The organism is Pseudomonas sp. W2-17, assembly GCF_041060445.1.
Classification (GTDB): domain Bacteria; phylum Pseudomonadota; class Gammaproteobacteria; order Pseudomonadales; family Pseudomonadaceae; genus Aquipseudomonas.
The window spans coordinates 86,121-105,262 of the sequence record NZ_JAUFNS010000011.1 but is presented as its reverse complement, the minus strand read 5'-3'; the positions used below and the strand labels follow the sequence as shown (position 1 = coordinate 105,262).

At 61.9% G+C, this 19,142-nt stretch carries 21 protein-coding genes; 15 read left to right on the top strand and 6 right to left on the bottom strand.

Annotated features, from left to right (window positions below; translation table 11 throughout):
* Positions 1-53: 53 nt before the first annotated feature.
* Complete coding sequence (locus QWI20_RS15510; protein WP_369306234.1) at positions 54-509, bottom strand: MaoC family dehydratase; 456 nt, start codon at positions 507-509, stop codon at positions 54-56.
* 196 nt (positions 510-705) lie between these two features.
* On the opposite strand from QWI20_RS15510, the gene QWI20_RS15505 reads away from it, so the two are divergent.
* From QWI20_RS15505 to QWI20_RS15495, 3 genes are read left to right on the top strand one after another with little or no spacing between them, the layout of a single operon-like run.
* Positions 706-1,068, top strand: a complete 363-nt coding sequence (locus tag QWI20_RS15505) for a CidA/LrgA family protein (protein WP_065988384.1) — start codon at positions 706-708, stop codon at positions 1,066-1,068.
* 2 nt (positions 1,069-1,070) lie between these two features.
* Positions 1,071-1,781: an LrgB family protein gene (locus tag QWI20_RS15500; protein ID WP_192133651.1), complete on the top strand. Its 711-nt coding sequence runs from the start codon at positions 1,071-1,073 to the stop codon at positions 1,779-1,781.
* Positions 1,782-1,791: 10 nt separating this feature from the next.
* Positions 1,792-2,397, top strand: a complete 606-nt coding sequence (locus QWI20_RS15495) for an LON peptidase substrate-binding domain-containing protein (protein ID WP_369306233.1) — start codon at positions 1,792-1,794, stop codon at positions 2,395-2,397.
* Between the two features lie 62 nt (positions 2,398-2,459).
* On the opposite strand, the gene QWI20_RS15490 is transcribed toward QWI20_RS15495, so the two are convergent.
* Both QWI20_RS15490 and QWI20_RS15485 read right to left on the bottom strand, forming a co-directional pair.
* Positions 2,460-3,776 carry a bifunctional DedA family/phosphatase PAP2 family protein gene (locus tag QWI20_RS15490; RefSeq protein WP_369306232.1) on the bottom strand — a complete coding sequence of 439 codons (1,317 nt, stop codon included), beginning with the start codon at positions 3,774-3,776 and terminating at the stop codon, positions 2,460-2,462.
* Between the two features lie 4 nt (positions 3,777-3,780).
* The gene (locus QWI20_RS15485) at positions 3,781-4,464 is read right to left on the bottom strand and encodes a DNA-3-methyladenine glycosylase (protein WP_369306231.1); all 684 of its coding nucleotides are present in this window, start codon (positions 4,462-4,464) and stop codon (positions 3,781-3,783) included.
* Between the two features lie 319 nt (positions 4,465-4,783).
* Here QWI20_RS15485 and QWI20_RS15480 point away from each other — a divergent pair, with 319 nt between their 5' ends.
* From QWI20_RS15480 to lipA, 12 genes are all read left to right on the top strand, one after another.
* Positions 4,784-6,058, top strand: coding sequence for a glutamate-5-semialdehyde dehydrogenase (locus QWI20_RS15480; protein WP_369306230.1), 1,275 nt, complete (start codon positions 4,784-4,786; stop codon positions 6,056-6,058).
* A gap of 82 nt (positions 6,059-6,140) precedes the next feature.
* Positions 6,141-6,785 (top strand): nicotinate-nucleotide adenylyltransferase, encoded by a 645-nt coding sequence (gene nadD / locus QWI20_RS15475; protein ID WP_108121747.1) that lies wholly within the window; start codon positions 6,141-6,143, stop codon positions 6,783-6,785.
* A 66-nt stretch (positions 6,786-6,851) separates the two neighbouring features.
* Complete coding sequence (rsfS, locus tag QWI20_RS15470; protein ID WP_065988378.1) at positions 6,852-7,271, top strand: ribosome silencing factor; 420 nt, start codon at positions 6,852-6,854, stop codon at positions 7,269-7,271.
* Positions 7,272-7,280: 9 nt separating this feature from the next.
* Complete coding sequence (gene rlmH, locus QWI20_RS15465; protein WP_037017961.1) at positions 7,281-7,748, top strand: 23S rRNA (pseudouridine(1915)-N(3))-methyltransferase RlmH; 468 nt, start codon at positions 7,281-7,283, stop codon at positions 7,746-7,748.
* 31 nt (positions 7,749-7,779) lie between these two features.
* Positions 7,780-9,678 (top strand): penicillin-binding protein 2, encoded by a 1,899-nt coding sequence (gene mrdA, locus QWI20_RS15460; RefSeq protein WP_369306229.1) that lies wholly within the window; start codon positions 7,780-7,782, stop codon positions 9,676-9,678.
* A gap of 31 nt (positions 9,679-9,709) precedes the next feature.
* The gene (gene rodA / locus QWI20_RS15455; RefSeq protein ID WP_163022102.1) at positions 9,710-10,813 is read left to right on the top strand and encodes a rod shape-determining protein RodA; all 1,104 of its coding nucleotides are present in this window, start codon (positions 9,710-9,712) and stop codon (positions 10,811-10,813) included.
* 17 nt (positions 10,814-10,830) lie between these two features.
* Positions 10,831-11,841, top strand: coding sequence for a lytic murein transglycosylase B (gene mltB / locus QWI20_RS15450; RefSeq protein ID WP_369306228.1), 1,011 nt, complete (start codon positions 10,831-10,833; stop codon positions 11,839-11,841).
* The gene (locus QWI20_RS15445; protein WP_369306227.1) at positions 11,841-12,887 is read left to right on the top strand and encodes a septal ring lytic transglycosylase RlpA family protein; all 1,047 of its coding nucleotides are present in this window, start codon (positions 11,841-11,843) and stop codon (positions 12,885-12,887) included. The genes mltB and QWI20_RS15445 overlap by 1 nt, the downstream gene beginning before the upstream one ends.
* 195 nt (positions 12,888-13,082) lie before the next feature.
* Positions 13,083-14,243: a D-alanyl-D-alanine carboxypeptidase family protein gene (locus QWI20_RS15440; RefSeq protein WP_282367192.1), complete on the top strand. Its 1,161-nt coding sequence runs from the start codon at positions 13,083-13,085 to the stop codon at positions 14,241-14,243.
* 98 nt (positions 14,244-14,341) lie between these two features.
* Positions 14,342-14,617: a DUF493 domain-containing protein gene (locus QWI20_RS15435; protein WP_074892711.1), complete on the top strand. Its 276-nt coding sequence runs from the start codon at positions 14,342-14,344 to the stop codon at positions 14,615-14,617.
* Positions 14,617-15,264 (top strand): lipoyl(octanoyl) transferase LipB, encoded by a 648-nt coding sequence (gene lipB, locus QWI20_RS15430; RefSeq protein WP_369306226.1) that lies wholly within the window; start codon positions 14,617-14,619, stop codon positions 15,262-15,264. The genes QWI20_RS15435 and lipB overlap by 1 nt, the downstream gene beginning before the upstream one ends.
* A gap of 1 nt (position 15,265) precedes the next feature.
* A complete protein-coding gene (gene lipA / locus QWI20_RS15425) occupies positions 15,266-16,327 on the top strand; it encodes a lipoyl synthase (protein WP_244655991.1) in 1,062 nt (353 codons plus the stop codon).
* A gap of 87 nt (positions 16,328-16,414) precedes the next feature.
* On the opposite strand, the gene QWI20_RS15420 is transcribed toward lipA, so the two are convergent.
* The 3 genes from QWI20_RS15420 to holA form a co-directional block, all read right to left on the bottom strand.
* Positions 16,415-17,752 (bottom strand): lytic murein transglycosylase, encoded by a 1,338-nt coding sequence (locus QWI20_RS15420; RefSeq protein WP_369306225.1) that lies wholly within the window; start codon positions 17,750-17,752, stop codon positions 16,415-16,417.
* 86 nt (positions 17,753-17,838) lie between these two features.
* Complete coding sequence (gene arfA, locus QWI20_RS15415) at positions 17,839-17,997, bottom strand: alternative ribosome rescue factor ArfA (protein ID WP_037017982.1); 159 nt, start codon at positions 17,995-17,997, stop codon at positions 17,839-17,841.
* Positions 17,998-18,092: 95 nt separating this feature from the next.
* The gene (gene holA / locus QWI20_RS15410) at positions 18,093-19,130 is read right to left on the bottom strand and encodes a DNA polymerase III subunit delta (RefSeq protein ID WP_346627663.1); all 1,038 of its coding nucleotides are present in this window, start codon (positions 19,128-19,130) and stop codon (positions 18,093-18,095) included.
* Between the last annotated feature and the right edge of the window lie 12 nt (positions 19,131-19,142).

Genomic DNA, 19,142 nt, shown 5'->3' with positions numbered 1-19,142 from the left:
CTGTTTCATGTTTCTGGAAGGTTTGCGCAGGCGTTATGGAGGGGCGGCGGGGGTTACACGAAGCACAGCGAAAGCGGTTCAGCAACGAACGCAGGCTTGTCCTGGCCTTCGATTTCAAGGGTCGCGGTGGCCTTGAGCAGCCACTGGCCGGGCTTCTTTTCGCTGACCTCTGCCAGCGTGACTTTTAGACGAACGCGCGAATTCACTTTCACCGGCTGAATGAATCGCACGCTGTCCAGGCCGTAGTTGATCGCCATCGTCATACCTTCGGGCACGACCAGCAGAGACTCCATGAGCTTGGGCATCAGCGACAGCGACAGAAAGCCATGGGCGATGGTCGAACCGAACGGGGTTTGCGCTGCTTTGACCGGATCGACGTGGATGAACTGGAAGTCGCCGGTGGCTTCGGCGAACAGATTAATGCGTGCCTGATCAATGGTCAGCCACTCGGAGCATCCCAGGTCCTTGCCTTCATAGCTCTTGAGTTCTGCAACGGGTACGTGGGGCATCGCTACTCTCCTTGTGGGTGATTGTTTTCGCGCGGGATCTTCGCAGGCGCATTGGCGTCGGCGCTGTTATTGCTTGGCATTAAAGATCAGCACGCTGCACTGCGCGGGTCAACGTGACCTCAACTGGCGAATACCGCCCCATAGGCAGCGCGGGTGGCGTGCCTATAATGTCGCCGCGAATCTGCTGGAGTTTTCTATGTTGCTAAGAGGCCTGACCTGGCTTGTGCTGTTCCAACTGATCGGAACCGCGCTCAATCACCTGTTTCTGTCGATCCTGCCCGGCCCGATCATCGGGCTGGTGCTGCTGATGATTTACCTGATGACCCGCGGCGAAGTCAGCGAACCCATCAGCCTGGCGGCCAGCAGTCTGCTGCGTTATCTGCCGCTGCTGCTGGTGCCGCCCGCCGTCGGTGTGATGGTGTATGCCGACCAGATCGCCGAGGACTTCTGGGCGATTGTCGGCTCGCTGGTGATTTCCCTGATGGTCTCGCTGACCTTCGCCGGCTGGCTGATGCAGAAACTCATCGACCGTCAGGCCAATCGCCGGGAGCCCTCATGAGTCTGGACTGGCACGGCGCCTGGCTGTCGGTGATTCATCACCCCTTGTTCGGTATCGCCATCACGCTGGGCGCGTATCAACTGGTGCTGGCCGGTTACGAGAAAACCCGCTGGGTGTTTTTGCAACCGGTGCTGATTTCCATGCTGGTGGTGATAGGCGTACTGGTGAGCTGCGGGCTGTCCTACGTTGAGTACCGCAAAAGCACCGAGATCCTCAGCATTCTGTTGGGCCCGGCAACGGTTGCGCTGGCCGTGCCGCTTTATCTGAACCTGCGGCGCATCCGGCAGCTGTTCTGGCCGGTATTGACTACGCTGGTGGTGGGCGGCGTGCTGGCCACCGGGCTGTGCGTCGGGCTGGGGTGGATGCTCGGCGCCGATCACATGATCCTGATGACCATGGCGCCCAAGTCCGTGACCTCGCCGATCGCCATGCTGGTCGCCGAGCAGATTGGCGGTGTGGCGGCGCTGGCCGCCGTGTTTGTGTTGATAACCGGGGTGATCGGCGGCATATTCGGCCCCGGCCTGCTGACGCTGGCGCGGGTCACCAGCCCGGAAGCCCGCGGCATGGCCCTGGGGCTGACGGCCCACGCGGTGGGTACGTCGGCGGCCCTGCAGGAAAGTGAGGAATGCGGCGCCTTTGCGGCGTTGGCGATGAGTTTGATGGGTGTCGCCACGGCCTTGTTCCTGCCGTTGGCGGTGTCTCTGGTTGCTTGAGGATAGGTTTATGTCGTTGCCGTTGTTTACGCTGCCGCTGTTTCCACTGAACGCCGTGCTGTTCCCGGGGTGCGTGCTCGATCTGCAGCTATTCGAGGCGCGCTACCTCGACATGATTAGCCGCTGCATGAAGCAGGGCGAAGGCTTTGGCGTCGTCTGCATCACTGAAGGCAGTGAGACGGGCGAGGTGCCGGACGGTTTCTCGATGATCGGCTGCGAAGCGCGGGTCACCGATTTCCAGAAGCAGGACAACGGCCTGCTGGGCATTCGGGTAGTGGGCGCCCGACGCTTTCGGGTGAAGGACTACAGCACCCAGCGCGACAACCTGTTGGTCGGCGAGGTCGAGTGGCTCGACGATCCCGAGGAACAACCGCTGCAAGAGGAGGACGACGACCTGGTCGCGTTACTCGCCGCGCTGGCCGAGCACCCGATGGTGGCCGCGCTGAACATGGGCCTCACCGCCAGCGGTCAGCACTCGCTGGCCAATCAACTGGCCTACCTCTTGCCGTTCGCCGAAGAAGACAAGATCGAGCTGCTGGAAATCGAAGACGCCGAACAACGGCTCGATGCGATTCAGGACCTGCTCGACGAAATGCAGGGCGACATGCAGGCCTGAATGCTGCTGTTTTGCGCGGCGCGGGCCGGGTCGTTCTTCCGGCAGGCCGCGCCTGAGCTGTTTCAGTACTGGTAGCGGATCAAACCGTGGGGGAACGAATGCAGCCCGAATCCGCCGAACAGCGCCACCATCGCCGGCAGCACCAGCCACCACACCTTGATCGGCAGTGCCTCCAGCGGCTTTTTGTTCTGCACGAACGCTAGGCTCGCGGCACAGGTGAAAAACGCCAGCAGCATCCCCGCGGTGACATCCGTTGGCCAATGCACGCCCAGATACACCCGTGACATTGCGATCGCCAGCGCCGGAATCCCGCCCAGCAGCAGCCAGGTCAGTCGCAGCCTCACCGGCTGACCGCGGCCGGCAAGCACCGCCAGCGACATGAACAGCGCAAACGAGGCAGACGCATGTCCGCTCGGCATGCTGTAAGTCCCCAGGGCCTCCGTCAGTACCTCAGGCCGTGCGCGAGCGAAGGTGTATTTCATGCTCTGATTGATCAGCGCCGCGCCCAGGGTGGTGCCGATCACGAAGATCGCATGGCGCCATTTGCGCGTGACGATCAGCAGAATGGTCAGCAGGGCGGCGGCGCAGAACTGAGTCCGGAAATCCCCCAGCCCCGTCACCATCACCACGAAGTCTTCGGCCGCAGCACTTCGGCTGGCCTGCACCACGGTCATGATGCCCTGATCGAAATCGGCCAGGTACGGCCAGCCGAGAAACACACTGCCCAGCAGAATGAAGCAGGTCAGGGCGATGACCTTGGTCGCGTAAGGCTTTTGCCGAAGGCTGCTCTGGACGCTGATGCCCAGCAAAAGCGCCAGCCCGCCGCCCACCACGGCGGCCTGGGGCCAGAAGTTTTCCGGCAGCGGCAGGCGGATGGCCGCACCGGTTGCCCAGCCCGGCAGTATGTAGGCCACTGACCAGCCGGCAGCGGCAATCAAGCTGACACCGGCAAAGCGCACGAACGGCATGTCGCACATCCCGGCCACCATCGGCAGCATCGGGCGCAGCGGGCCGATGAAGCGGCCGACCAGCAGGCTGGCGATGCCGTAGCGCTGGAAGTAGGTCTCGGCGCCGCCGATCCACTCCGGGTGATTGCGCAGGCCGGGCAATTGACGAATCTTCTGATGAAAGCGCCGGCCGAGGAAGTACGAGACCAGATCGCCCACTATCCCTCCGAGGAAACCCAGCAAAAGCGCTTCACTCAACGGGAGTATGCCGCTGCCGGCCAGTGCGGCAATCGCGAACAGCACAACGGTGCCGGGGACGACGATGCCGGCTATCGCCAGGCACTCGATGAACGCGACGATGAAAATCGCCGCGCCGAGCCAGGAGGGGTTGGCGCTTAGCCAGGAGGTGATGCTGTCGAGCCACGCGCCCATGGGTTCAGTTTCCTTGCTCGATGAAAATATAGTCGCGTCCTTCGACTTGCCCGCGTCTGACCGGGTTCCGTGTGCAGAAGCGGGCATAGGCGGCGTCAACGAACCGGTACATCAGGTGCTCGTCGCGTCCGGTGGGGATGCCGAGGCGCGTCGTTTGGATAATGCGCGGCGGTCGTTGGCCCACGTCCTCGACGAGAAGCTGTTCTTCATCGAAGCGCTTGGCGTCCCACATCGGCACTTTCAGGCCCAGCGCCTTGCACAGCAACGTCTGCCCGGCGCACAGCCGCTCTGGCGTGCGCACGCTTCCACTGGCGTCGGGGTTGTTGAGCAGCATGCGGGCGAGGGCGTTCTCATCGGACACCGCATCGACCCACGGATAGGCCGATTTGATCAACACGGCATTGCCCGGGCCCTCCGCACTGAAGTTCAACGAGTCACCGCCACGGGCGTAGTACATATATATGTGCCCGCCTTCCAGAAACAAAGCCTTACGTTTTTCTGTGTAACCGAGGGACGCATGACTGCCTTTCTCGGCCACGTAGTACGCCTCCGTCTCAATAATCCGCGCCGACAACCACAACCCGTCGACCTTGTGACGGATCACCTTGCCCAGCAAATCCCGGGCAAGCGTCTGAGCATCGCGATGAAAGAAACTGTCCGGCAGGGCGCGTGGCGATTGGTCAGGCATAAACAACGGCAGTCAGAGAATGGACCGCGATCATATCAACATCGGGCTTAATTGGAGCTGAATGGGTGAGAGCGGCCGCGAAGCCGGGGACAGATTTATTTACGGTGAAGCGTTGTAAATAAATCAGTCCCCTACCAACACCAGCGCCCACACGGACGCCTTCCCGGCTAAAGCCGGTCCCACTGAAAAGCACGACCGCCGCTCCGCTCCGAGAACAACAAAACCCCCTTATTCTGACCATCCGCCCGTCGCCGCTGTCGTTCAGCACGCCCGACAGCTATAATCCGCCGCTTTCCCATTTGCCAAGACCCCCGAGACCATGACTGAGTCCGTTCTTGACTACATGACCCGCCTGGGTCGCGCCGCCCGCGAAGCCTCCCGCGTGATCGGCCGTGCCAGCACCGCACAGAAGAACCGCGCCCTTGCAGCCACCGCTGCCGCGCTGGACGCTTCCCGTGCCGAGCTGACCGCCGCCAACGAACAAGACCTCGCTGCTGGCCGCGCCAATGGACTCGAACCCGCTCTGCTCGAACGCCTCTCCCTGACCCCGGCCCGCATCGACAGCATGATCGCCGGCCTGCGTCAGGTCGCCAGCCTGCCAGACCCCATCGGCACCCTGCGTGACATGAACTTCCAGCCGTCCGGCATACAAGTCGGCAAAATGCGCGTGCCACTCGGCGTCGTCGGCATCATCTACGAGTCGCGCCCCAACGTAACCATCGACGCCGCCAGCCTCTGCCTCAAATCCGGCAACGCCACCATCCTCCGTGGCGGTTCCGAAGCCATCAATTCCAACCGCGCCATCGCCGCCTGCATCCAGCGCGGCCTCGACGAAGCCGGCTTGCCTGCGGCCGTCGTACAAGTCGTCGAAACCACCGACCGCGCCGCCGTGGGTGCGTTGATCACTATGCCCGAGTACGTGGACGTCATCGTTCCCCGTGGCGGCAAGGGCCTGATCGAGCGCGTCAGCCGCGACGCCAAAGTCCCGGTCATCAAACATCTGGACGGCATCTGCCACGTCTACGTCAGTGCCCACGCCGACCTGGCCGCCGCCCAACGCATCAGCTTCAACGCCAAGACCTATCGGTATGGCATCTGCGGCGCGATGGAAACCCTGCTGGTCGATCAAACCATCGCCGCAGACTTCCTGCCGCCCATGGCCGCCCAGTTCCGCGAAAAAGGCGTCGAACTGCGCGGCTGCGAGCGCACCCGCGACCTGATCGACGTCTTGCCGGCCACCGAAGAGGACTGGCACACCGAGTACCTCGCGCCGATCCTGTCGATCCGCATCGTGACCGGTCTGGATCAAGCCATCGAACACATCAATCATTACGGCTCGCATCACAGCGACGCCATCATCTCCGACTCGCAAGCCCAGACTCGCCGCTTCATGGCTGAAGTCGACTCGAGTTCGGTGATGGTCAACGCGCCCACCAGCTTTGCCGACGGATTCGAATACGGCCTGGGTGCGGAAATCGGCATTTCGACCGACAAGATTCACGCGCGGGGTCCCGTGGGGCTCGAAGGCCTGACCTGCGAGAAATACATCGTCGTCGGCGATGGCACACAATTGCGCGGGCAGGGGCCGGTCTGACTTGGCCGACGTCGGTCAGGCTTCAGTGAGCGGCGCCCAGGCAGTGGCCGATCCGATTGCGGTTCCACTTAACACTGCCCGGGTGCCCCAGCGCATCGGCATACTCGGCGGCACGTTCGACCCGGTGCACATTGGCCATTTGCGTGGCGCACTGGAAGTCGCCGAGCTGCTGAAACTCGATGAGCTGCGTCTGACGCCCAGCGCCCGACCGCCTCATCGCGACACGCCGAGCGTGTCGGCGCAGGACCGTCTGGCGATGGTCCAGTGCGCGGTGGCCGGTGTGCCGCCATTGACGGTGGATGATCGCGAGCTGTTGCGCGACAAGCCGTCTTACACGATCGACACGCTGGAATCGATGCGCGCGGAACTCGCCGCCGATGACCAGCTATTTTTATTGCTGGGTTGGGACGCCTTTTGCGGGCTGCCTTCCTGGCATCGGTGGGAAGAGTTGCTGGAGCACTGCCATATTGTGGTGCTGCAACGCCCGGACGCCGACAGCGAGTCCCCTGATGCGATGCGAAATCTGCTCGCGGGACGTGCCGTCAGTGATCCGAAGGCCCTTAAAGGGCCCGGCGGAAAGATTACGTTCGTCTGGCAGACGCCGCTTTCGGTGTCTGCCACCCAGATCCGTCAACTGCTGGCCAGCGGTAAGTCGGTACGTTTTCTGGTGCCAGACGCGGTACTGGCCTATATCGATACGCACGGGCTGTACCGTGCGTCGAACTGAAGGTGTGTTGCTACGCAGCCAAGTGCGCGAAGAAACGCCCAAACATACGAGTTGAAAGAGTTTTTTATGACTGACAAACGCGCTGTAAACCCAATCATCGAAGTGATCAGGGCTGCCCTGGAAGACGTCAAGGCCCAAGATATCCAGGTGCTGGACGTTCGTGACAAACAAAGCATCACCGACTACATGGTCATCGCGACCGGTACGTCCAATCGCCAGATCAACGCGATGCTCGACAAGGTCCGCGAAGAAGTCAAAAAGCAGGGTCTCAAGCCGCTGGGCGAAGAAGGCAAGGGCGACAGCGACTGGGTGCTGCTGGACCTGGACATCGCCATCGTCCACATGATGACCGCCTCCGCTCGCCAGTTTTACGACCTCGAGCGTCTGTGGGCCGGTGCCGAGCAGAGCCGTTCGGCCAGCGCTGCACACCACAGCCCGGAAAACGCTCACGAGCATTTCGACAAGCTGAACAAAGACCAGGCCTAAGGCTTCGTCGTGCGTCTGCGTCTGATCGCCGTTGGTTCCCGGATGCCCAAGTGGGTGGAAGAAGGTTGGCATGAATATGCCAAGCGTCTGCCGTCCGAACTGGCGCTGGAACTGGTGGAAATTCCGCTCAACACTCGTGGCAAGAACGCCGACGTGGCACGCCTCATCCGTCAGGAAGGCGAGGCCATGCTGGCGAAAGTGCAGCCGGGCGAGCGGATCGTCACGCTTGAAGTGCATGGCAAGCCATGGAGCACCGAGCAACTGGCGGGCGAGCTTGATCGCTGGCGCCTGGATTCGCGCACGGTCAACCTGATGGTCGGCGGCCCGGAAGGGCTGGCGCCGGAAGTCTGTGCCCGGGCCGAGCAGCGTTGGTCGTTGTCGCCGCTGACGTTGCCGCACCCGCTGGTGCGCATTCTCATCGGTGAGCAGATTTATCGTGCCTGGACCGTGCTGTCCGGTCACCCTTATCACAAGTAGCGCCGCTGCCTTCACTGTGAACCTGCCCTAAATGTCTCAGCCGATTCGCCTGAAAGACCACGAAAAGGACGCACGCCTGGTGCGCAGCCGAGTCGTGGTCGGCGCAGTCGCGGTCGTCGTGCTGATCTGCGTGCTGGTCGCGCGGCTGTATTTCCTGCAGGTCATCCAGTACGAGTACCACTCGACGCTGTCCGAGAACAATCGCGTTCACGTGCAGCCGATCCCGCCGAGTCGCGGGCTGATCTACGACCGTAACGGCGTGGTCATTGCCGACAACCGGCCCAGTTTCAGCCTGAGCATGACCCGCGAACGCTCGGGTGACTGGACCCAGGTGTTGGACACCATCGTCCAGGTCCTTGAGTTGACGCCTGACGACCGGATCATCTTCGAAAAACGCATGAAGCAGGGCCGTCGGCCGTTTGAGCCGGTGCCCATCCTGTTCGAACTCACCGAAGAACAGATCGCCCGCATCGCCGTCAACCAGTTCCGCCTGCCGGGGGTTGAAGTGGTGGCGCAGCTGGTTCGCCACTACCCACAGGGCGAGCACTTCGCCCACTCGGTGGGTTACATGGGGCGGATCAACGAGAAAGAGCTGAAAAGCCTCGATCCCGTGAACTACAGCGGCACCCACCACATGGGCAAAACCGGGATCGAACGTTTCTACGAGCCCGAGTTGCACGGTCAGGTCGGTTACGAAGAAGTCGAAACCAATGCCCGCGGCCGCGTGCTGCGCGTGCTCAAACGAACCGATCCGGTGCCCGGCAAGGACATCGTCCTGAGCCTCGACATCCAGCTGCAGGAAGCCGCCGAAGCCGCGCTGGCCGGGCGTCGCGGCGCGGTGGTGGCGCTGGACCCGAGCACTGGCGAGGTGCTGGCGATGGTCAGTCAGCCGAGCTTCGACCCGAACCTGTTCGTCACCGGCATCAGCTTCAAGGCGTACTCCGAGCTGCGCGATTCGGTCGACCGCCCTCTGTTCAACCGCATTCTGCGGGGCCTGTATCCACCGGGTTCGACCATTAAACCGGCCGTGGCGATTGCCGGCCTCGACACCGGCGTGATCACCGCCAGCACGCGGGTCTTCGACCCCGGCTACTACATGCTGCCGAACTACGACCACAAATACCGTAACTGGAACCGCACCGGCGATGGCTGGGTGGATCTGGACACAGCGATCATGCGTTCCAACGACACCTACTTTTATGATCTGGCCCACAAGGTCGGGATCGATCGGCTGTCGGCGTACCTGAACAAGTTCGGCATCGGCCAGAAAGTCTCGCTGGACATGTTTGAAGAATCCCCCGGTCTGATGCCGTCCCGTGACTGGAAGCGCGTGACCCGGCGGCAGGCGTGGTTCCCGGGCGAAACACTGATTTTGGGGATCGGTCAGGGCTACATGCAGGCCACCCCGTTGCAGTTGGCCCAGGCCACGGCGCTGGTGGCGAACAAGGGCAAGTGGAACCGTCCGCACCTGGCCAAGACCGTCGAAGGGCAGAAGCCGGTGGACGAAAACCCGATGCCGGACATTGTCCTGCGTGATCCGTCGGACTGGGGCAAGGTCAACCACGGCATGCAGCAAGTGATGCACGGCGCTCGCGGCACCGCGCGCAAAGCCGCCATTGGTGCCCAATACAGAATCGCCGGCAAGAGTGGTACGGCGCAGGTCGTGGCCATTCGGCAGGGCGAGAAATACGACCGCTCGAAAGTCCAGGAACGCCACCGCGACCACGCTTTGTTCGTTGGCTTCGCGCCGGCCGACAGCCCGAAGATCGTCGTCGCGGTGATGATCGAAAACGGCGAGTCCGGGTCGGGCGTGGCCGCGCCGGTGGTGCGGCAGGTCATGGACGCTTGGCTGCTTGATCCGCAGGGCCATCTGAAACCCGAATACGCCAGCAATGCACAGCCTCCGGAGACCGCGGCCCGTGAAGAGTAATTTCGACCGCATCCTGTCCAGCGAAGATGTGATGCGCCGTCGCGCCACGTTCCTGCAGAAAATCCACGTTGATGGCCCGCTGCTGATCCTGCTGCTGACGCTCGCGGCGGGCAGTCTGTTTGTCTTGTATTCGGCCAGCGGCAAGAGCTGGGACCTGCTGATCAAGCAAGCGACCTCCTTCGGTATCGGTCTGGTGTCGATGTTCGTCATCGCCCAGCTCGAACCCAGGTTCATGGCCCGCTGGGTGCCTGCCGCCTACGTGATCGGGGTTTTGTTGCTGGTGGCGGTGGACGTCATGGGCCATAACGCCATGGGCGCCACGCGCTGGATCAACATTCCCGGGGTCATCCGCTTTCAGCCCTCGGAATTCATGAAGATCATCATGCCGGCGACCATCGCCTGGTACTTGTCCAAACGCACGCTGCCGCCGCACCTCAAGCACGTCGCGGTGAGCCTCGGGTTGATTGGTCTGCCGTTCATTCTGATCGTGCGTCAGCCGGACCTCGGCACCTCGCTGCTGATTCTGGCGTCCGGGACCTTCGTGCTGTTCATGGCCGGCTTGCGCTGGCGCTGGATTATCAGCGTGGTGGCGGCCGCAGTGCCGGTGGCGGTCGGCATGTGGTTCTTCTTCATGCACGACTACCAGAAGCAGCGGATCCTGACCTTCCTCGACCCGGAAAGCGATCCGCTCGGCACCGGCTGGAACATCATTCAGTCCAAGGCAGCGATCGGTTCAGGCGGCGTGTTTGGCAAAGGCTGGCTCATGGGCACGCAGTCGCACCTGGACTTCCTGCCGGAAAGCCATACCGACTTCATCATCGCGGTGCTCGGCGAAGAATTCGGGCTGGTGGGAATTTGCGCGCTGCTGCTGATCTACCTGCTGCTGATTGGCCGCGGGCTGGTGATCACTGCCCAGGCGCAGACGCTCTACGGCAAGCTGCTCGCGGGCAGCCTGACCATGACCTTTTTTGTTTACGTTTTCGTCAATATCGGTATGGTCAGCGGTCTGCTGCCGGTCGTAGGCGTGCCGTTGCCCTTCATTAGCTACGGCGGAACTTCGCTGGTGACGCTGCTGTCAGCGTTTGGTGTTTTGATGTCGATCCACACGCATCGCAAGTGGATCGCTCAGGTTTGATTAAGGTGAAGAACTCAATGCAAGTAGTGCGTGGCTGGGCTGCTCGATATGCGCCGCTGGTCGGTCTGATGGGCATCTTCGGCTCAGTGCAGGAATCACTTGCCGGTGACTATGACGGCTCTCCTCAAGTCGCCCAGTTCGTCAGCGAAATGACCCGCGATTATGGTTTTGCGGGCGAGCAACTGATTGATGTGTTCCGCGATGTGCAGCGCAAGCAGGCGATTCTCGATGCTATTTCGAAGCCTGCCGAGCGTGTGAAACCGTGGAAGGACTATCGCCCGATGTTCCTCACCGACGCGCGTGTTGCCCGCGGTGTCGACTTCTGGCGTCAGCACGAGGCCGCCCTGGCGCGCGCAGAGAAAGAGTATGGCGTGCCTGCTCAGGTCATCGTTTCGATTATCGGCGTCGAGACGTTTTTCGGCCGCAACACCGGGAATTACCGGGTGATGGACGCATTGTCGACGCTGGCGTTCGACTATCCCCAGCGCGCTGATTTCTTCCGCAAGGAGCTCCGTGAATTCCTGCTCCTGTCCCGCGAACAGCAGGTCGATCCGCTGACGCTCAAAGGCTCCTACGCCGGCGCCATGGGTTTGCCCCAGTTCATGCCGAGCAGCTTTCGCGCCTATGCAGTGGATTTCGACGGCGACGGCCACATCAATATCTGGAACGACCCGGACGACGCAATCGGCAGCGTTGCCAGCTACTTTCAGCGTCACGGCTGGGTAGCCGGTCAGCCGGTTGTCAGCCGCGCGGACGTTCGCGGTGACCGTGTTGACGAGGGCTTGAGCCCCGGCATCGATCCGGTGAAAAACGTTGGGGAGTTGCGAGCGTTGGGCTGGGCGAGTCATGATGCGCTGCGCGACGACATGCCGGTCACGGCGTTTCGCCTCGATGGCGACAAAGGCCCTGAATACTGGATGGGTCTGAAAAATTTTTACGCAATCACGCGATACAACCGCAGCGTGATGTACGCCATGGCCGTGCATCAGCTGTCTGAAATGCTTGTTCAAGCCCGGGACGTCAAGTAATGCGGCCACTGCCGATGCAACAACCATTGAAACTGATGGCCTTCACGGCGCTGACTTTGCTGATCGTCAGTTGCTCGACCAGCCGCCCGACGACCACGACGCAGCGGCAGCAGGGCAACATCATTCGCTCGCAGCCCGGGCTGGACATCAACAGGGCGCACAAAGACGGCGCGCCCTGGTGGGACGTTGACGTTTCGCGCATCCCTGACGCCATTCCGACCCTGCACACCGGCCCGTATAAAGCCAACCCGTACACCGTGCTGGGCAAGACCTATTTCCCGCTCAGCGATTCCAAGACCTATTCCCAGACGGGAACGGCGTCCTGGTACGGCACCAAATTCCATGGCCAGAACACCGCCAACGGCGAGGTCTATGACCTGTACGGCATGAGCGCGGCGCACAAGACCTTGCCGCTGCCCAGCTATGTTCGCGTGACCAATCTGGACAACAACCGCACGGTGATCCTGCGGGTCAACGACCGCGGCCCGTTCTATTCCGATCGCATCATCGACCTTTCCTACGCTGCGGCGAAGAAACTCGGTTATGCCGAATCCGGTACGGCACGGGTAAAAGTCGAAGGCATCGACCCTTCTCAGTATTGGGCTCAGCGCGGCAAGCCGGCGCCGCTGATGCTGGATCAGCCTCAAGTGGCCACCAACACGCCCGCGCGTCAGCCGCAACCGAGCGCTCCGGTGATTACCGCATCAGCGGGTACGATCGAACAATGGACGCCGCCGCCGCAGCAACACGCCGCCCCGGTCACGCCCGTGCCGATCGACGCAAAAAAAAACGCTTCCGGACAAGCGTCTGGGCTGTTTCTCCAAGTGGGAGCCTTCGCCAACCCGGACGCTGCGGAACTCCTGAGGTCGAAATTGAGCGGGATGGTCCGGGCGCCGGTGTTCGTGAGTTCGATCGCACGCAATCAACAGACGCTCTATCGGGTGCGGATGGGACCGGTCGACACGCCGGGTGAAGCCCAGCAACTGCAAAACAGCGTAAGGTCGGCCAATCTCGGCTCGCCAAGCGTCGTCACGTCAGACCAGTAACGCTTTTATCAGCGATACCCGCCCCGGAAACGGAGGCGAGTTTCGCTGCCTGACCGACGACGTGCCGACCGGGTGTGTCGTTGTCAGCAGCTTTTCACGGCACGTTCTGTAGAATGTGAGCCCGTTTGCCGGGGTAGCCCGGCACCCGCTTTGCCCGCAAGGGCATGTTTGCCCATTAGCATTTTCGAGAGACGGATGAACATCACCAGCTTTGCAAAACGCCTTTGCCTGCTAATCCCGCTATTCACCGCGCCTGCCGTGTTTGCGGCAGAACAGATGACGCCATCGCCACCGCAACTGGCTGCCAAGGCTTATGTGCTGATGGACGCCAACAGCGGCAACGTTCTGGTCGAAAACAATGGCGACCAGCGTCTGCCACCGGCCAGTCTGACCAAGCTGATGACCGCCTACATCGCCACGCTGGAAATACGTCGCGGCCAGATTGGCGAAAACGACCCTGTGACCGTCAGCGAAAACGCCTGGCGCACCGGCGGTTCGCGGATGTTCATCAAGGTGGGCAGCCAGGTCACCGTCAGCGATCTGCTGCACGGCATCATCATTCAGTCGGGTAACGACGCCAGCGTTGCGCTTTCCGAGCACATCGCCGGCAGCGAAGACGCCTTCGCCGACCTGATGAACAAGACCGCTGCCGACCTGGGCATGGTCAACAGCCACTTCATGAACCCGACCGGCCTGCCGAACCCTGATCACTACGCCACGGCCCATGACATGGCCCTGCTGGCGCGCGCGATCATCCACGAAGACCCGGCTCACTACGCGATTTACTCGCAGAAAGAGTTCTTCTGGAACGGCATCAAACAGCCGAACCGCAACCTGCTGCTGTGGCGTGACAAGACCGTTGACGGTCTGAAAACCGGTCACACCGAAGAAGCCGGGTACTGCATGGTGTCCTCGGCCGTTCGTGATGGCATGCGTCTGATTGCGGTGGTGTTCGGCACCAACAGCGAGCAAGCTCGTGCTGCCGAGACCCAAAAGCTGCTGACCTACGGTTTCCGCTTCTTCGAAACCCAGACCTTCTATCAGAAGGGCACCGAGCTGGCTCAGGCGCCGGTCTGGAAAGGCACCGAGCGTCAAGTCAAAGCCGGTCTGGCTGAAGACCTGACCATGACCATGCCAAAGGGCGAGCTGAAGAAGCTGGCTGCCAGCATGACCATGAACCCGCAACTGGTTGCACCGATCGCCAAAGGCGACGTCATCGGCAAGGTCGAGGTCAAACTGGACGACAAGGTCGTGCACAGCGCCAACCTGATCGCCCTGGACGCCGTCGACGAAGGTGGTATCTTCCGCCGCCTGTGGGATAGCATCCGCCTGTTCTTCTACGGTCTGTTCAACTGATCAACGATTGATCAAAAACTGACCGTTGCTCCGTACGCCCCCGTCGCTGAACGCGCCGGGGGCCTGTCCGTTTTCCGGCTTACGAGGCCGTTACTGCCATGACAGATACCGAAGTAAAAGCGCCAAAAATCGAATTTCCCTGCGCCGACTATCCCATCAAGATCATCGGCGACACGGGCGTGGGCTTCAAAGACAGGGTCATCGAGATTCTCGAGAAGCACGCCACCGTTGACATGAAAACCCTGGCGGAGCGCCAGAGCAGCAACGGTAAATACACCACTGTTCAGCTGCACATCATCGCCACCGGTCAAGACCAGCTGTACGACATCAACAGCGAACTGCGGGCCACCGGCTTCGTGCACATGGTGCTGTGATGGGCGCGGTATTGGGCTTTCGTGAACTCGGGCTGACCGACTACGAGCCCACCTGGCAGGCCATGAAACGCTTCACCGACGGCCGCGACCGCGAAACCGTCGATGAGGTCTGGCTTGTGCAGCATCCGCCCGTCTTCACCCAGGGCCAGTCCGGCAAGCCCGAGCATTTGCTGCTGCCGGGGGATATCCCGGTGGTGCAGGTCGATCGTGGCGGCCAAGTGACTTATCATGGCCCCGGTCAACTGGTCGCTTACTTGCTGCTGGACGTGCGCCGTCTGGGCTTTGGCGTTCGCGAGCTGGTCACCCGGATCGAGCGCAGCCTTATCGATCTGCTGGCCGGTTACAGTGTCGAGGCCGCAGCCAAGGCTGACGCGCCGGGGGTTTACGTCGATGGCGCCAAGATCGCCTCGCTGGGGCTGCGCATCCGCAACGGCTGTTCGTTTCATGGCCTTGCGTTGAACGTCGATATGGATCTGGACCCTTTTAAACGGATTAATCCCTGCGGGTACGCGGGGCTGGCGATGACCCAGCTGCGCGAACAGGCAGGTCCGATTGAATTTGCCGAGGTTAGTGCCCGGCTGCGTGCGCAGCTCGTTAACCACCTCGACTACGCTGAGCAGACGACCCTAACGGGCGGAATCGATTGATATGACTACTGCGTATGAGGCAGCTGACACTGTCGTGAATACAGAGAATGCCGTACAGACCCTGATCCCGACAGTGAGCGTGACCACGCCCGAGCGTGTAGCGCGTCCCAAAGTGGAGGCCGGCGTGAAGCTGCGCGGCGCGGAAAAAGTCGCGCGCATCCCGGTGAAGATCATTCCGACAGTCGATCTGCCGAAGAAACCGGACTGGATTCGCGTGCGCATCCCGGTCTCGCCGGAAGTCGACCGCATCAAAGCGCTGCTGCGCAAACACAAGCTGCACAGTGTGTGCGAAGAGGCGTCTTGCCCGAACCTGGGCGAGTGCTTCTCCGGCGGCACCGCGACCTTCATGATCATGGGTGACATCTGCACCCGTCGCTGCCCGTTCTGCGACGTCGGTCATGGCCGTCCGAAAGCGCTGGACACCGATGAGCCGAAGAACCTGGCCGTCGCCATCGCCGACCTGAAACTCAAGTACGTCGTGATCACTTCCGTGGACCGTGACGACCTGCGTGACGGCGGTGCCCAGCACTTCGCCGACTGCATTCGCGAGATTCGCCTGCTGTCGCCAAACGTGCAGCTGGAGACCCTGGTCCCGGATTACCGTGGCCGCATGGACATCGCGCTGGAAATCACCGCCGCGACGCCGCCAGACGTCTTCAACCACAACCTGGAAACCGTGCCGCGCCTGTACAAGGCTGCGCGCCCGGGTTCGGATTACCAGTGGTCGCTCACCCTGCTCAAGCGCTTCAAGGAAATGGTCCCTCACGTCCCGACCAAATCCGGGCTGATGCTGGGGTTGGGCGAGACCGACGAAGAAGTCATCGAAGTCATGCAGCGCATGCGCGAGCACAACATCGACATGCTGACCCTGGGTCAGTACCTGCAACCGTCGCGTAACCACTTGCCGGTCCAGCGCTTCGTCCACCCGGACGTCTTCGACTGGTTCGCCGAAGAAGGTTACAAGATGGGCTTCAAGAACGTCGCCTCTGGCCCGCTGGTTCGGTCCTCGTACCACGCGGATGAACAAGCCAAGCTGGTCAAGTCGCTGCTCACGGCGGGTTGATCACAGCGTCGTTGATGCAGAAAGCAAAACGGGCCGGATAGAAATATCCGGCCCGTTTTTTTGCGTTGCGTTTAGCTGTGCCGGAATTTACGGCTGGCGCAGCTGCTGCAGCAGCTCTTGCGTCGGATACCCGTCTGCCGGCCAGCCAAAGGATTGCTGTGCGCTGCGAATCGCCTTACGCGTGTTGGCGCCGATGATTCCGTCCGGTGCGCCTGCGTCGTACTGTCGGGCCGAGAGCAGTGTCTGCAACTCGATGCGCTCGGAGCGGCTCAGCGGACGATCACCCCGTGGCCAGCTGCCCTGCACATAACCGCCGCCACTGAACCGCTCGGACAGCAAACCGATGGCCAGTGCATAGGACGACGAGTTGTTGTACTTGAGGATGGCGCGGAAGTTGTCCATCACTAGAAAGGCCGGGCCCTTGTAGCCCGCAGGCAGCAGCAAGGCCGCCTGCTGTTGCAGCAAGTTGGCCGGCAACGCTGAACCGTTTGGCAGCTTCAGCCCCAGCTGTTGCCATTCGCTGATGGGTTTACGGGTTGAAGCGTCGGCCAGCGCGTAGTCGAAACCCTGAACCAATTGCACTTCAAAGCCCCACGGCTGGCCTTTCTGCCAGCCGGAGCTTTGCAGGTAGTGGGCGGTGGAGGCGAGGGCGTCGGTGGGGGAGTTCCAGATATCACGGCGACCGTCGCCGTCGAAATCCACCGCGTGGGTGTCGTAGGTCGTCGGTATGAACTGCGTCTGGCCCATGGCGCCGGCCCACGAGCCCAGCATGCTCGGCGCATCGATATCGCCGTGCTGGATGATCTGCAGCGCGGCAATCAGCTGGTCCTGGGCAAACTGCGGTCGGCGCCCTTCATAGGCGAGGGTCGCCAGTGAGCGAATCACCGATTGCGTACCCTGGAACTGGCCGAAGCTGCTCTCCATACCCCACACGGCGACCAGTGCCTGGCGATCGACGCCATAACGCTGCTCGATGGCGCTCAGCGCGTCGGCGTATTGGTTGAGCAGGGCCTGACCCTTGCGCACGCGTACAGCCGACATGGCGCCATCGAGGTATTCCCACACAGGGCGGCTGAATTCTGGCTGGCTGCGATCGGCCTTGACCACGCTCATGTCCGGCGTGACGCCGGCAAACGCGCTATCGAACACATCGGGACGCACACCCGCATTCAGCGCCAGAGCCCGAAACTGGCTCTGCCACTCGCTGAAGGTCATTGCAGGCTGGATTTCAAAGTTGCCGTCGTCGGGTTGCGCAACAGCGCCTGAAGGCGTGGGCAGGTTCTTGACGACTTGCGCCGCGGGTGCGGACTGGAGAGGGGTGGCAACGGCAGCGGTAGGCTGCTCGGCACAGGCAACCAGCGCGAAGAGGCTGGAAGCGGCGATCAACTGGCGAAGGTGCCAGCGACGGGGAAAGCTTGGGGGCATTCTGGGGTCCACAGGGCTAAACCGGAAGGTGCAGACCTTAACATGCCGGCCCTGTTGGTGGGGCGTCAGTCAGTAACCTGAGGTTTTCAAGCCGCCATAACGGAAGAAGCCTCCCAGCTTTTAGACTGGAAGGCTTCGCGGCGGTAACTGCCTTTGCCTTTGCCGGGTTGTTCCTGACGGCTGCGGAACAGTGGCTGGGCGATGATGGATTTGGCCTTGTTCGGCCGCTTTTTGGCTTTGCTCATGGCGTTCTCGCTCAAGTGGTGGGATGGAGCAGCGGTGATATTCGGCCACTTCGGCGCCGCTGTCCAATAAACCTGAGCTATCGAAAGGTTACAGATTATTCCGCCGGCAATGCCAGTCGTTGTCCCGCCATCAGCAACGTCAGTCGACTCAGGCTGCTCCAGACCGATCCTTGCGCCTGGCCTTTGATTTGCGCGTCGATGTGTTGGGCGTCCATCAACAGCTGGCCCCAGCGTCGCGCAGAGTGGCGTTGCAGGGCTTTGCTCATCAGCGGTTTGCGCTTGTCCCAGATGGGCGGGCGCGCCTGGCTGAAAGCTTTGTCCAGCGGGATGCCCTGACTGAACTGCAACGCCAGATTGGCCAGCACACGCAGCTCGCGGGACAGCGCCCAGAGAATGACCGGAGGCTCAACGCCTTCGCCGCGCAGGCCTTCAAGCATTCGCAGCGCATGGGCCGCTTCGCCGTTGAGGATGGCGTCAGTCAGACCGAAAACATCGAAGCGCGCGCTGTCAGCCACCGCCGCCTGCACGGTTTCGACCGTGATTTGGCCTTCCTCGGCCATCAGCTTGAGCTTTTCGATTTCCTGCGCAGCGGCGAGCAAGTTGCCTTCCACCCGCGCAGCAATCAGTTCGATGGCGTCCGGCGTTGCTGCCAGACCGGCTTGTGACAGGCGCTGACGAATCCATTGCGGCAGCTGGCTGGCGTCCACCGGCCAGATCTGCACGAACTGGGTCTGCGGCCCTTCAACCAGCGCCTTGCCCCATTTGGTTTTCTGCGCCGAGCCGTCGAGCTTGGGCAGGCTGATCAGCAGCAGCGTGTCTTCGGCGGGACGGCCGCAGTATTCCAGCAGCGCGGCGGCGCCTTTGTCGCCGGGCTTACCAGACGGCAGGCGCAACTCCAGCAGCCGGCGCTCTGCGAACAGCGACATGCTCGCGCCCGCCTGGAGCAGGGTGCCCCAGTCGAAGCTCGAATCGGCGCTGAACACCTGACGCTCGTCATAGCCCTGCTGGCGCGCAGCCGCACGGATGGCATCGCAGGCCTCCTGACACTGCAGCGGATCATCGCCGCTGACGATGTAGACAGGCGCAAGGGTGCCTTGCAGGTGTTTGGAAAGCTGGGCGGGGGCGAGTTTCATGGGTCAGAAAAG